The sequence below is a fragment of the Pseudomonas sp. P7779 genome (genome assembly GCF_013386315.1).
GTDB lineage: Bacteria > Pseudomonadota > Gammaproteobacteria > Pseudomonadales > Pseudomonadaceae > Aquipseudomonas.
In genome coordinates, this window is record NZ_JACARZ010000015.1 from 1 (window position 1) to 14,462 (window position 14,462).

Annotated in this window: 9 protein-coding genes and 1 pseudogene; 9 read left to right on the forward strand and 1 reads right to left on the reverse strand. The window is 62.5% G+C overall.

Annotated elements, in window-relative coordinates:
- Positions 1-145 (forward strand): annotated as a pseudogene (locus HX869_RS04715) (tRNA-specific adenosine deaminase); the annotation flags it as partial.
- Between the two features lie 123 nt (positions 146-268).
- Here the strand turns inward: HX869_RS04715 and HX869_RS04720 are convergent.
- Positions 269-499, reverse strand: coding sequence for a DUF2790 domain-containing protein (locus tag HX869_RS04720; protein WP_177036551.1), 231 nt, complete (start codon positions 497-499; stop codon positions 269-271).
- Between the two features lie 691 nt (positions 500-1,190).
- On the opposite strand from HX869_RS04720, the gene bcsQ reads away from it, so the two are divergent.
- The 8 genes from bcsQ to HX869_RS04760 are packed head-to-tail and all read left to right on the forward strand — an operon-like array spanning position 1,191 to position 14,458.
- A complete protein-coding gene (gene bcsQ, locus HX869_RS04725; RefSeq protein ID WP_177067120.1) occupies positions 1,191-2,174 on the forward strand; it encodes a cellulose biosynthesis protein BcsQ in 984 nt (327 codons plus the stop codon).
- Positions 2,171-4,390, forward strand: a complete 2,220-nt coding sequence (gene bcsA, locus HX869_RS04730) for a UDP-forming cellulose synthase catalytic subunit (RefSeq protein ID WP_003218076.1) — start codon at positions 2,171-2,173, stop codon at positions 4,388-4,390. Before bcsQ ends, bcsA begins: the two co-directional genes overlap by 4 nt.
- Positions 4,387-6,645, forward strand: coding sequence for a cellulose biosynthesis cyclic di-GMP-binding regulatory protein BcsB (gene bcsB / locus HX869_RS04735; RefSeq protein ID WP_008435714.1), 2,259 nt, complete (start codon positions 4,387-4,389; stop codon positions 6,643-6,645). The genes bcsA and bcsB overlap by 4 nt, the downstream gene beginning before the upstream one ends.
- Positions 6,642-7,838 carry a cellulose synthase complex periplasmic endoglucanase BcsZ gene (gene bcsZ / locus HX869_RS04740; RefSeq protein ID WP_177009278.1) on the forward strand — a complete coding sequence of 399 codons (1,197 nt, stop codon included), beginning with the start codon at positions 6,642-6,644 and terminating at the stop codon, positions 7,836-7,838. The genes bcsB and bcsZ overlap by 4 nt, the downstream gene beginning before the upstream one ends.
- A complete protein-coding gene (locus HX869_RS04745; RefSeq protein WP_178902809.1) occupies positions 7,820-11,671 on the forward strand; it encodes a cellulose biosynthesis protein BcsC in 3,852 nt (1,283 codons plus the stop codon). The genes bcsZ and HX869_RS04745 overlap by 19 nt, the downstream gene beginning before the upstream one ends.
- 17 nt (positions 11,672-11,688) lie before the next feature.
- Positions 11,689-12,360, forward strand: coding sequence for an SGNH/GDSL hydrolase family protein (locus HX869_RS04750; protein WP_003218072.1), 672 nt, complete (start codon positions 11,689-11,691; stop codon positions 12,358-12,360).
- Positions 12,360-13,025 (forward strand): alginate O-acetyltransferase AlgF, encoded by a 666-nt coding sequence (locus tag HX869_RS04755; protein WP_008435711.1) that lies wholly within the window; start codon positions 12,360-12,362, stop codon positions 13,023-13,025. The genes HX869_RS04750 and HX869_RS04755 overlap by 1 nt, the downstream gene beginning before the upstream one ends.
- A gap of 17 nt (positions 13,026-13,042) precedes the next feature.
- Positions 13,043-14,458 carry an MBOAT family protein gene (locus HX869_RS04760; RefSeq protein ID WP_003218070.1) on the forward strand — a complete coding sequence of 472 codons (1,416 nt, stop codon included), beginning with the start codon at positions 13,043-13,045 and terminating at the stop codon, positions 14,456-14,458.
- Positions 14,459-14,462: the final 4 nt, after the last annotated feature.

A 14,462-nucleotide genomic window follows, 5' to 3' on the forward strand; every position in this document is an offset into this window, starting at 1 on the left:
GAAAGCCGGGATTGTGCAAAGCCAGGGGCAGGTTTTTACCCAGGGCTTTCTCAACCATCGGGTGCTGTATGAGGGCGGGGTGTTGGCCGAGGAGTGCGGGACGGTGTTGAGCGAGTTCTTCAAGGCGCGAAGAGCCAAAGGCTGACGCGATACCCTGTGGCGAGGGAGCTTGCTCCCGCTGGGCTGCGCAGCAGGCCCAAAACAGTGGGAGCGCTGCGCACTCCAGCGGGAGCAAGCTCCCTCGCCACAGGTTTTGTCGTTCAGCTTTTTAGCTGCCTTCGTTGCACGAGTCGGCAAATTTCTTGTACTCAAACACCCGCTTCTGCCCATGGGAATCCAGGTAGGTCATCCGCGCATTCACCACGCCACACGCCGCGCCTCCATCGTCCACGGTCGACAGTACTTGCTGTACATCCAGCTTGGGGCTGGCCTGGGCCGAAAAGACGGCAACGTTGAGCAAGGCAAACAGGCTGCTGGCGATGAGGGTGTTGCGGTTCATGGTGGTGTCCTCTGAGGTTCAATAGGGTGTGTGTTGCGTTGGAGCCTATTGAGCGCCCGGGAGGTATCCGGCCTGTGTCATGCACCCCGGCGTTTTGCCTCGGCATGTGTTGAGAAGGGGATTGCATACAACTTGATACAGAAACATATCCATTAGAGGTATTAGTGCCTCAGGGTCTTTCTCTTAGATGTTTTCGACATAACGGTCATCGTTTTTCCCTTGAATAAGGTGAGTCTTACCGTATTCTGTTTCGAAATATTAAACGTCATATAAATAGCGGAATCGTTTAACCCGGTTTACGGAACGTTGGCGGTTAATGACTAAGTTGTAATTTGATTCGTCAGCTAAGCAATTTTTCCTGACCAGGCGGCCAGAAAAATTGTTAGAAGCCTCCGCAAGCTTCTGATCTGAAAGAAATTGATAAAAATTCGCCAAATAAGTCAAAAATACGGCACTCAGCCGCTCGTCGGAAAGAATTCATACAAAAGCATCAAAATACTGACACCATCAATCTGATATCACAGAATGCCGCCAGCCAACACATAACTAGAAAAACCAAGGTCAGCTCAACGGGCTGACCTTTTTAACGCCTTTAAAGCGTAATAACCGGGGAGGGCCGTGGGTGAGTCGCGCAGACGATATTTCAAAACTATTCAATAAGCTGGGCGCCAATCCAAATGGCTACCGGGAGATGTACGCCGTCCATGATTATCTTGAGGATGACGTGGTGGTCGAGCGTTTCGACGCCGTGCCCATCCCGGCCCAAACCGCTTGCACCGTCGCGCTGGATGAGCCGCCGTCGGCGCCATTGCTGCGCTTGCTCGAAGAGCTGACCCAGGGCGAAGCCGATCACCTGCAACCTCCCGAAGTGGTCGAAGGGCCGACCGGTGAGGTGTACTCGGATCAATCCTCACCCAAGGTGATCGTGGTGGTCTCGCTCAAGGGCGGTGTCGGTCGCAGCACGCTGACCGCGGCCATTGCCAGCGGTTTGCAGCGTCAAGGCCACCCGGCCGTGGCGCTGGACCTGGACCCGCAAAACGCCCTGCGTCATCACTTGTGCCTGGGCCTGAATTTGCCCGGCATCGGCGCGACGAGCTTGAGCAATGAGTCCTGGGAAGGCCTGGCTGAGCGCGGCTTTGCCGGTTGCCGCCTGGTGGCCTTCGGTGAGACCAACAACGACCAGCAAAAAAACCTCAATCGCTGGCTCGGCGAAGACGCCCAATGGCTGCCCCGGCACCTGGCCGGTTTGCAGTTGAATGGCCAGGACACGTTGGTGATCGACGTGCCCGCCGGCAACACGGTGTACTTGCACCAGGCCATGGCCCTGGCAGACGTGGTGTTGGTGGCGGTGCAGGCGGATGTTTCCTCATTCAGCACCCTGGCCCAGATGGACAGCGTGCTGGCGCCGTACCTTGAGTGCGAAAAACCACCACAGCGTTACTACGTGATCAACCAACTCGACGGCGCCCACCGCTTCAGCCTGGACATGGCCGAAGTGTTCAAGGCCCGCCTCGGCGATGCACTGCTCGGCACGGTCCACCGTGACCCGGTGTTCAGTGAAGCCCAGGCCTGCGGCCGCGATCCCCTCGACCCTACCGTCAACAGTCTCGGCTGCCAGGACATTCACGCCCTGTGCCGCACGCTGCTCGAACGCATCGATTCGGACCTTCCATGACCGACACTACGTCCTCTACGCCCCACACTCCGGGGCGCGCCGAGCAGCGGCTGGACGCCGCGATTTCGCGCTTCAATCGCTGGCCCGATACGCTGCGCAAAGTGCTGGTGGTGATCAGTTGTGTGGTCGGCACCTTGCTGTTGGTGAGCATTGTCAGCGCCCCGCTGGACCTCTATAGCCAATGCCTGTTTGCCGCCGTGTGCTTCCTTGCGGTGCTGCTGCTGCGCAAGATTCCCGGGCGCATGGCGATCCTCGCGCTGGTGGTGTTGTCGCTTGTGGCGTCGCTGCGCTACATGTACTGGCGGCTGACTTCCACCCTGGGTTTTGAAACCTGGCTCGACATGCTGTTCGGCTACGGCCTGGTGCTCGCCGAGCTGTACGCGCTGGTGGTGCTGATCTTCGGCTACGTGCAAACCGCCTGGCCGCTGCGCCGCGAGCCGGTGTGGCTCAAGACCGAGCCGTCGGAGTGGCCCACGGTCGACGTGTTCATCCCGACCTACAACGAGGCGTTGAGCATCGTCAAACTGACCATCTTCGCCGCCCAGGCGATGGACTGGCCCAAGGACAAGTTGCGCGTCCACGTGCTCGACGATGGCCGTCGCGACGACTTCCGCGATTTCTGCCGCAAGATCGGCGTGAACTACATCCGGCGCGACAACAATTTCCACGCCAAGGCCGGCAACCTCAATGAAGCGTTGAAGGTCACCGACGGCGAGTACATCGCGCTGTTCGACGCCGACCACGTGCCGACCCGTTCCTTCCTGCAAGTCAGCCTCGGCTGGTTCCTCAAGGACCCCAAGCTGGCGATGCTGCAAACGCCGCACTTCTTCTTTTCACCCGACCCGTTTGAAAAGAACCTCGACACCTTCCGCGCCGTGCCCAACGAGGGCGAGTTGTTCTACGGCCTGGTGCAGGACGGCAACGACCTGTGGAACGCGACGTTCTTCTGCGGCTCGTGTGCGGTGATCCGCCGCAAGCCCTTGCTGGAAATCGGCGGCGTGGCCGTCGAGACCGTCACCGAAGACGCCCACACCGCGCTCAAGCTCAACCGCCTGGGCTACAACACCGCTTACCTGGCGATCCCGCAAGCCGCGGGCCTGGCCACCGAAAGCCTGTCACGCCACATCAACCAGCGCATCCGTTGGGCGCGGGGCATGGCGCAGATTTTCCGCACCGACAATCCGCTGCTGGGCAAAGGCCTGAAGTGGGGCCAGCGCATCTGCTACGCCAACGCGATGCTGCACTTCTTCTATGGCTTGCCGCGGCTGGTGTTCCTCACCGCGCCGCTGGCCTACCTGATTTTCGGCGCGCAGATTTTCCACGCCTCGGCGCTGATGATTGTCGCCTATGTGTTGCCCCACCTCGTGCATTCGAGCCTGACCAACTCGCGGATCCAGGGGCGCTTCCGCCACTCGTTCTGGAACGAGGTCTACGAGACCGTACTGGCCTGGTACATCCTGCCGCCGGTATTGGTGGCGCTGGTCAACCCCAAGGCGGGCGGCTTCAACGTCACCGACAAGGGCGGGATCATCGACAAGCAATTCTTCGACTGGAAACTCGCCCGGCCGTACCTGGTACTGCTGGCGGTGAACCTGGTCGGGCTTTGCTTCGGTCTGTATCAATTGATCTGGGGCGACGAGTCCACCGCGGTCACCGTGGCGATCAACCTGACCTGGACCCTCTACAACCTGATCATCACCAGCGCGGCAGTGGCGGTGGCTTCCGAAGCGCGGCAAGTGCGCTCCGAGCCGCGGGTCAGCGCGAAATTGCCGGTCAGTGTGATCTGCGCCGACGGTCGTGTGCTCAAAGGTACGACCCAGGATTTCTCGCAGAACGGCTTCGGCCTGATCCTCGCCGACGGGCACCAGATTGCCCGGGGCGAACAGTTGCAGTTGGTGCTGTCGCGCAACGGACAAGACAGCCTGTTCCAGGCGCGGGTGGTGTTCAGCAAGGGTGCGCAGATTGGCGCGCAATTCGATGCACTGTCCCTGCGCCAACAAAGCGAACTGGTACGCCTGACGTTTTCCCGCGCCGACACCTGGGCCGCGAGTTGGGGCGCCGGCCAGCCCGATACACCGTTGTCAGCCCTGCGTGAAGTCGGTGCCATCGGCATCGGCGGCCTGTTTACCCTGGGTCGCGCCACGCTGCATGAATTGCGTCTGGCCCTGCGCCGCACTCCCTCACAACCGCTCGATACGCTGATGGACAAGCCATGACTTCCACACTATTTGCCCGCCCGCAGTCGCGCGGCGTGCTCGCGCTGATGATCGCTTCGCTGCTGGGCCTGGGCTCGCAGGCACAGGCAGCTGCACCCGCTGTTGCGGTGCAGAGCACTGACGACGGCTACAGCCTGACCCTCAAGCAACTGGGCCGTCGCGACACCATGAACCTGCAAGGCGTGGAAGCGTCCGACAGCGTCAACTTCGACATCCGTGCCGATGAAGTGGTGAAGGGCGCGCAACTGTTGCTCAAGTACAGCTACTCGCCGGCGCTGCTGGCGGACCTGTCGCAGATCAACGTGCTGGTCAACGACGAAGTCGCCGCCAGCCTGCCGCTGCCCAAGGAAGGCGCGGGCATCCAGCAGGAAAAACTGGTGCAGATTCCGGCGCACCTGATCACCGAATTCAACCGCTTGAGCCTGCAGTTCATCGGCCACTACACCATGTCCTGTGAAGACCCGCTGCACAGCAGCCTGTGGGCCAAGATCAGCAACAGCAGTGAGCTGAAAGTGCAGGTGCAGCCGATCGTCTTGAAAGACGACCTGTCGGTGCTGCCGCTGCCGTTCTTCGACAAGCGCGATGCGCGCCAGGTCAGCCTGCCGTTCGTGTTTGCCAGCGCGCCGGACAACGCCGCGCTGGAAGCTGCCGGCGCGCTGTCGTCGTGGGTAGGCGGCTTGGCCAGCTACCGGGGTGCGACGTTCCCGACGACCCTTGGCGAGATTCCGGCCAAGGGCAACGCCATCGTGCTGGTGCAAAGTACCCAGGCCGTGGACGTACACGGTGTGGCGGTCCCTGAGCCTAAAGGGCCCACCCTGACCCTGATCACCAACCCCAACGACCCGAATGGCAAGCTGCTGATCGTCTCCGGCCGGGATGGCGCCGAACTCAAGCGTGCCGCCACCGCCGTGGTGCTGGGCAACCCGGTGTTGACCGGCAACAGCGTGGTCATCACCAGGCTCGACACCCTGGCCCCGCGCAGCCCTTACGACGCGCCGAACTGGCTGCCCAGCAACCGTCCGGTACGCCTTGGCGAGCTGGTAGAACTGAAAAAGCTCAACGTCTCCGGCTACAACCCGGGCCCGATCAGCGTCGACCTGCGCCTGCCGCCCGACCTGTTCAACTGGCGTGAAGAGGGCGTGCCGCTCAACGTCAAATACCGCTACACGCCGCAGCAGGTGTCCACCAACTCCTCCTTGCTGATCGGCCTGAATGACCAGTTCATGAAGTCTGTCGCGTTGCCGTCGGTGAGCAACCTGGGCGGCGGGCAGAGCCTGCTGGACCAGCTGAAGAAAGACGAAACCCTGCCCCGTGAAGTGACGACCCTGTTGCCGATCAGCTCGGCTTCGCCCAAGTCCAAGCTGCAACTGCGCTTCATGTACGACTACATCAAGGAAGGCGAATGCCGGGACATCATCGTCGACAACATGCGCGGTGCGATTGACCCGGACTCGAGCCTGGACCTGAGCAGCTACCAGCACTTTATCGCCATGCCGAACCTCGGCGTGTTCAACGATTCCGGCTTCCCGTTCACCCGCCTGGCTGACCTTTCGGAGTCGGCGGTGGTGATGCCGGACAACGTCGGCACCGATGAGTTGAGCGCCTACCTGACTGTGATGGGCCGCTTCGGCGAGTCCACCGGCTACCCGGCCACCGCCGTCAAAGTGGTGCAGGCCAAAGACGTGCAAAGCGTTGCCGACAAAGACCTGCTGGTGCTCGCCACCGGCGGCAACCAGCCGCTGCTGCAGCAATGGCAGCAATACCTGCCGGCCACCAGTGACGGCCTGCAGCACCACTTCCTGTTGTCTGACCTGCCACGTTATGTGCGCAGCTGGATCAGCCCGGACGCCGCGGCCAACCAGCATACGGCCAATGCCGGCATCACCTTCAGCGGCCTGAGCAACAGCACCTGGTTCGCCGGCTTCCAATCGCCGCTCAAGGCCGGGCGCAGCGTGGTGCTGATCGCCAGCAACCAGCCTCAGGGCCTGCTTGAAGCGACCTCGGCGCTGATTGGCGGTGACGACTACAAAGACTCGATCCAGGGCAGCCTGGCGGTGGTGCAGGGCACGCAGATCAGCTCGTTGGTCGCGGACCAGCAGTACTACGTCGGCGACCTGAACTACTTCAAATTCATGCAATGGCAGCTGTCCCAGAACCTGGGCTGGATGCTGGCGATTACCTTCCTGGGGCTGCTGGTGCTGACCTGCCTGATCTACCTGGCACTGCGTGCCCGTGCAAAACGGCGGTTGGCATGAACCCTTTGCGTAGCGCGATCCTGGCGGTGATTGGCAGCACATTGCTTGCCGGTGCCGCCCAGGCACAGACCTGCGATTGGCCGCTGTGGCAGAACTATGCCAAGCGCTTTATCCAGGACGATGGCCGGGTGTTGAACTCGTCCATGAAGCCGACGGAAAGCAGCTCGGAAGGGCAGTCGTACGCGATGTTCTTTGCCCTGGTGGGCAACGACCGGGCGACCTTCGACAAGCTCTGGACCTGGACCAAGTCCAACATGGCGGGCGCCGACATCGGCCAGAACCTGCCGGCCTGGCTGTGGGGCAAGCGTGACGATGGCAAGTGGGGCGCGATCGACAGCAACTCCGCCAGCGACGCCGATTTGTGGATGGCCTATGCGTTGCTCGAAGCCGCGCGCGTGTGGAACGCACCGCAGTACCGCAGCGACGCGCAACTGGTGTTGGCCAACGTTGAACGCAACCTGATCGTGCGCGTACCGGGCCTGGGCAAGATGCTGTTGCCGGGGCCGGTAGGCTATGCACACGCGGGTGGCCTGTGGCGCTTCAACCCCAGCTATCAAGTACTGCCGCAACTGCGCCGTTTTGCAAAAGAGCGCCCGAACGCCGGCTGGAACGAAGTGGCCGAGAGCAACGCGAAGATGCTCGCCGACCTGCCGAGCAATCCCCATGGCCTGGCGGCCAACTGGGTCGGTTATCGCGCCACCAGCGCAAACACCGGGCTGTTTATCGTCGACCCGTTTTCCGATGACCTGGGCAGCTACGACGCGATCCGCACTTACCTCTGGGCCGGCATGACCGCCAAGAGCGACCCGCTGGCCGCGCCGATGCTCAAGGCCTTGGGCGGGATTTCCCGTGCCACCGCTGCGTCGGTCAGCGGTTTGCCGCCGGAGAAAGTCCACGTGCTGACCGGTGAAGTCGAGAAAAACAACGGCTACACGCCGACGGGGTTCTCGGCCTCCACCATGGCCTTCTTCCAGGCCCGGGGCGAAACCGCCCTGGCGCAATTGCAAAAGCAGAAAGTCGACGACGCCCTTGCCAAGGCGCTCGCGCCTTCGGCCCCGGACAGCGCCCAGCCGATTTACTACGACTACATGCTCAGCCTGTTCGGCCAGGGCTTCGCTGATCAAAAGTACCGTTTCGAACAAGACGGCACGGTGAAATTATCCTGGGAGTCTGCATGCGCCGTCACACGCTAGCCATTGCGATTCTGGCGGCCCTGGCTTCCAGCGCCAGCTTTGCCGAAACCACTGACCCGCAAAGCCTGCTGATCGAGCAGGGCTATTACTGGCAGTCGAAAAAGAACCCGGAACGCGCCCTCGAGACCTGGCAGAAACTGCTGCGCCTGAGCCCCGAACAGCCGGATGCGCTGTACGGCATTGGCTTGATCCAGGTGCAACAACAGCGTCCGGCCGAAGCGCAAAAGTACCTGGCCCGCCTGCAGGCGCTGAGCCCGGTACCGCGCCAGGCCTTGCTGCTGGAGCAGGACATCACCGTCAACATCCCGGCCAACGCCAAGTTGCTGGAACAGGCCCGTGAACTCGGCGAGCCTGAAGAAGAGCGCGAACAAGCGGTGGCGCTGTATCGCCGGATCTTCCAGGGGCGCCAGCCCCAGGGCCTGCTTGCCCGCGAGTATTACAACACCCTGGGCTTCACGCCCAAGGGCACGAACGAGGCCATCGCCGGCTTGCAGCGTTTGTCTCGCGAGCGGCCGAACGACCCGATTGTGGCGCTGTTCCTGGCCAAGCATCTGGCGCGTAACCCGGCCACCCGCGCCGACGGCATCCGCGCCCTGGCCAAGCTGGCCCCGAACAACGACGTGGGCGGCAACGCCGATGAAACCTGGCGCTTTGCGCTGATCTGGCTCGGCCCGCCGAAGAGCGACCAGGTGCCGTTGTTCCAGCAGTTTCTGGCGGCGCATCCGGACGACAGCGAAATCCGTGCGCTGATGAACAAGGGCATTGCCCAAGGCAAGACCGGCGCCGGTTGGCAGCGTGATCCGCAGATGACCAAGGCGTTCAAGGCGCTGGATGACGGCGACCTGAAAACCGCCGAGCCGCTATTGGCGGCGCGCCTCAATGAAAAATCCAATGACGTCGATGCCCTCGGCGGCATGGGCGTGCTGCGTCAACAGCAGCAGCGCTTCAGCGAGGCTGAAAGCTACCTGGTTCAGGCCACCCGTTTGCCGGGTGGCGCGGCATGGCAGTCGGCGCTCAATGATGTGCGCTACTGGAACCTGCTCAACCAGGCCCGTGACGCCCAGCGTGGCGGGCGCGGCAGCCAGGCCCGCGACCTGGTGGCCCAGGCCGAACGCTTGAACCCTGGCCAGCCCGGCGCTGCCGTGGCACTGGCGGGTTTCCAGGCCCAGGACAATCAGTTCGACACCGCCGAAGCCGGCTACCGCAAAGTGCTCGCCCGTCATCCTGGCGACCCGGACGCGCTGAGCGGCTTGATCAACGTGCTGTCCCAATCCGGGCAGCCGGAAGAAGCCTTGAAGCTGATCGACTCGGTGTCGCCCGCCGAGCGCGCGAAGTTCGCGCCAAGTGTGAAAATCACCGCGTTGCGCGCTACCCAGGTGGGCAAGCTGGCCGAGCAGCGGGGCGATTTGAAAGCCGCGCAAGCCGCCTACAAACAAGCCCTTGATGCCGACCCGGAAAACCCGTGGACACGCTTCGCCCTGGCGCGCATTTACCTGCGCGACGGCCAGATTCGCAACGCCCGTGCCTTGATCGACGGCTTGCTGGCCAAGCAGCCGAACCAGCCAGACGCGCTGTACACCAGCACGCTGCTGTCGGCGGAGCTGGGTGAGTGGAAAAAGGCTGAAGAGACCCTGGCGCGTATCCCTGCGGGGCAACGTACCGCTGACATGAACGAGCTGGGTATCGATATCGCGCTGCACAAGCAGACCGACATCGCCATCGAGACCGCCCGCCGTGGCCAACGCCCGGAAGCCCTCGCGCTGCTGGGCCGCAGTGAAGCCATGACCCGGCAGAAGCCTGAGCGCCTGGCGGTGCTGGCGGCCGCTTATGTGGAAGTCGGCGCGACGCAGCAGGGCCTGGATATCATGCAGAAGGTTCTGGATAACAATCCGAACCCGACTGTCGACCAGAAACTGCTGTACGCCAATGTGCTGCTCAAGGCCAACCACTACACCGAGGCGGGCGACATCCTGCGTGAAGTGCAGGGCAAGCCGCTGAGTGAAACCGGTCGCCAGCGTTACGACGATTTGATCTACCTGTACCGGGTCAAGCAGGCTGATGCCCTGCGTGAGAAAAACGACCTGGTCGCGGCCTACGACATGCTGTCGCCGGCCCTTGCCCAGCGTCCCAACGACGCTATGGCGGTAGGTGCCCTGGCGCGGATGTACGCGGCCAGCGGCAATAGCAAAAAGGCCATGGAGCTTTATGCGCCGCTGATTCAGCAGAACCCGAACAACGCTCGCCTGCAACTGGGCCTGGCGGATATCGCCTTGCAGGGCCGTGATCGTGGCCTGGCGGAAAGCGCCAGTGAAAAGGCGCTGTCCCTGGAACCGGGCAACCCCGAGATCCTCACCTCGGCTGCGCGCATCTATCAGGGGCTGGGCAAAAACAACGAAGCCGCTGCGCTGCTGCGCAAGGCGTTGGCGATTGAGAACAGCCAGAAGAGCCAGACGCAATTGGCTCAGGCCGGCTCCCAGGGCGCGCCTTACAACCCCTTCGTCGGCTTGCCGGGCCAGCGTCGCCAGGTCACCGACCTGACCGTTGCCGGCGCCGTGCCGCCGCCGATTGATGCACCGACCAATGTCGTGCCGGACAATGCCCTGGCAGCCTCTGCGCGTCCGGCGTCGAACAACTGGAACGAGCCGTTCGAGCCACCGTCGAGCATTGCTGCACTCGACACCGCCAACCTCAGCCCGGCACGTCGTGCGCTGGATACGATCCTGCGGGATCGCACCGGTTACCTGGTGCAGGGCTTGAGCGTTCGCAGCAACAATGGCGAAAGCGGCTTGAGCAAAATCACTGACGTCGAGGCGCCATTCGAAGCGCGGATGCCGGTGGGTGATCTGAACGTTGCGCTGCGCGTGACGCCGGTGCATGTGAGTTCCGGCAGCGTGAAGAGCGACTCTGCCACACGCTTTGGCGGTGGCACGGCCAACCCGGCGGGCTCCCAGAGCGACACGGGCGTCGGTCTGGCCGTTGCCGTGGAGAACCCGGATGAAGGCCTCAAGGCCGACATTGGTGTAAGCCCGCTGGGCTTTCTGTACGACACCATCGTCGGTGGCGCCAGCGTCTCGCGGCCGTTCTCCCAGGGCTCCAACTTCCGTTACGGGGTCAACGTTTCGCGGCGCCCGGTCACCGACAGTGTGACCTCCTTTGCCGGTTCCGAAGACAAGCGTACCGGCGAGAAATGGGGCGGCGTGACCGCCAACGGCGGGCGTGGCGACCTGAGCTACGACAACCAGAAGCTCGGTGTGTATGGCTACGCCTCGTTGCACGAGCTGTTGGGCAACAACGTCGAAGACAACACCCGCCTGGAGCTGGGCAGCGGCATCTACTGGTACCTGCGCAATACCCCGACCGACACCCTGACCCTCGGCATCAGCGGTTCGGTCATGGGCTTCAAGGAAAACCAGGGTTACTACACCTACGGCCAGGGCGGTTACTTCAGTCCGCAGCGCTTCTTCTCCCTGGGTGTGCCGGTGCGCTGGGCGCAGAGTTTTGATCGGTTCAGCTACCAGATAAAAAGTTCGGTGGGCATCCAGCATATCGAGCAAGATGCGGTCGATTATTTCCCGGGGCATGACCAGCTCCAGAGTGACCGGGGCGATCCGAAATACGCCAAGGACAGCAAGACCGGCATCGGCTACAGCTTCAATGCCGCCGCCGAATACCGCCTCAGCTCGCGCTTTTACCTGGGTGGCGAAGTCGGTCTCGACAACGCCCAGGACTATCGCCAGTACGTCGGTAACGCTTACCTGCGCTACTTGTTTGAAGACCTGAGCGGGCCTATGCCCTTGCCGGTCAGTCCGTACCGTTCCCCTTATTCGAATTGATTTGATAGGAGTCATCCATGCCTGTTTCCGCTTCTGCTATTGCCGGCCTGACCCTGCTGGTATTGGGCGAAAGTCACATGAGCTTTCCTGATTCACTGCTCAACCCGCTGCAGGACAACCTCACCGCCCAGGGCGCCAAGGTTCACTCCATCGGCGCGTGCGGCGCCGGTGCAGCCGACTGGATCGTGCCGAAGAAAGTCGAGTGCGGTGCCGAGCGCCTGCCGGTTGGCAAGGCCGAGATTTTCGGCAAGAACGCCATGAGCACCACCCCGATCAAAGACCTGATCGCCAAGGACAAGCCGGACCTGGTGGTGATCATCATCGCCGACACCATGGCCTCGTACCCGGAGCCGCAGTTCCCGAAAGTCTGGGCCTGGAAAAGCGTGACTTCCCTGACCAAGGCCATCACCGAAACCGGCACCAAGTGCGTGTGGGTCGGGCCGGCGTGGGGCAAGGTCGGTTCGCAGTACAAGAAGGATGATGCGCGCACCAAGGTGATGTCGCAGTTCCTCGCCACCAACGTGGCGCCGTGCACCTACGTTGACTCGCTGACCTTCTCCAAGCCGGGCCAGTGGATCACCACCGACGGCCAGCACTTCACCATCGACGGCTACCAGAAGTGGGCCAAGGCGATCGGCGACTCCCTGGCGAAGTTGCCACCGGCCGCCGTGGGCAAAGGAGCGCAATAATGAAACGGATCACCCTGGGCCTGGCGACCTTGCTCGCCAGCGTCAGCGCCTACAGCGCCGACATCCCGCTTTACCCCACCGGCCCGGAGAAGGATTCGGCCTTCCTGCGCCTGGCCAACGGCACCGACGGCGAGCTGAAATTGCTGCCCCAGGGCTCCAAGGCCAGTCTGGTGTTGGGTGGCGACAAACTGGTGTCTGACTACCTGCCGGTGTCGGGCGGCAAGACCCCGATCAAGGGTGTGTTGAGCCAGGGCGGCAAGGATTCCGAGCTGGCCGTGACCGTCGCGCCGGGCGAGTTCGCCACCGTAGTGGCCGTGCCGGACGCCAAGGGCGGCACGCGCCAGTTGGTGATCCACGAACAGCCGGATGACTTCAACGCACTGAAGGCCTCGCTGGCCTTTATCAACGCCGACGCCGCCTGCGCCGACGCGAGCCTGGAAGCCGTGGCGCAAAAAGCCGAACTGTTCAAGAAGGTCGCCGAAGGCGCGATTTCGCGCCGCATGATCAACCCGGTGGAACTGTCGGTGCAGCTCAAGTGCGCCAACGCGCCGGTGGGCCAGCCGCTGACCTTCACCCTCAAGGCCGGCGAACGCTACAGCGTGCTCGCACTGCCATCGGCCGCCGGTTCGAGGTTGCTGTTTACCTCCGACACGCTCGCTAACTGATCGGGCCCGACACCACCATGGTCTTTGCCTCACTGGAATTCCTCACGCTGTTCCTGCCGGCCTTCCTGTTGATTTATGCGCTGGCCCGTCCGGGCTGGCGCAACGTCATCCTGTTGATCGGCAGCTGGCTGTTCTACGGCTGGTTGAGCCCGCTGTTCCTGTTCCTGCACATGGTGTTGACCGTGGTGGCGTGGGTCGGCGGTTTGCTGGTGGACCGTTCCCGTGAAGACGGCAAGGGCCGGGTGCGGCTGTTGATCGCGTTGATCGTGTTCAACACCGCGGTGCTGTGTTGGTACAAGTACGCCAACATCGTCGCGGGCACCGTGAGTGAGGTAATCACCTGGTACGGCGCGATGCCGCTGGATTGGCAGCGCGTGGCATTGCCGGCCGGGTTGTCGTTCATTGTGCTGCAGGCGATTTCGTACCTGGTGGATGTGCACCGGCACACCGTGCCGGTGGAGCGCAGCTTCATCAATTACGCGACCTATATCTCGATGTTCGGCCACTCGATTGCGGGCCCGATCATTCGTTATGACTGGGTGCGGCGCGAGCTGAACCAGCGTTATTTCAACTGGCCGAATTTCAGCCTTGGCGCCCGGCGTTTCATGATCGGCATGGGCATGAAAGTGCTGGTGGCCGACACCTTGTCGCCGTTGGTGGACATCGCCTTCCACCTGGAAAACCCGAGCCTGGTGGATGCCTGGATCGGCTGCCTGGCGTACTCGTTGCAACTGTTTTTCGACTTCGCCGGCTACAGTGCCATGGCCATCGGCCTGGGCTTGATGCTGGGCTTCCACTTCCCGGAAAACTTCAACCGGCCGTACCTCGCCAGCAGCATCCAGGACTTCTGGCGGCGCTGGCATTTGTCGTTGTCCAGCTGGCTGCGGGACTACCTGTACATCGCCCTCGGCGGTAACCGCGATGGCGTATGGCGTACCTACCGCAACCTGTTCCTGACCATGGCGATTGCCGGGTTGTGGCATGGCGGCGACAGTTGGAACTACCTGTTGTGGGGTTCGGCCCATGGTATCGCGTTGTGCATTGACCGGGCGTGGTCGCGCTCGAGCCTGCCGAGCATTCCGCCGGTGCTGTCGCACATCTTGACGCTGCTGTTTGTGTGCCTGGCCTGGACGCTGTTCCGCGCACCGGACTTCCATTCGGCACTGACCATGTACGCCGGCCAATTCGGCATGCATGGCATGGCCTTGGGTGATGCGTTGGCCGTGGCCATGCGCCCGGCCCATGGCATGGCCGCGTTGCTCGGTTTGGTGTGCATCATCGCGCCGATCTGGCAGACCCGCTGCGAGCAGCGTTTTGGTACGCAGCCCTGGTTTGTGGTGGCCGCGTCCCTGTGGCCGGTGGCCGGGTTTGTGTTGTCGTTCGCGCTGATTGCCAGCCGCGATGCCGTACCGTTTCTGTACTTTCAGTTCTAAGGAA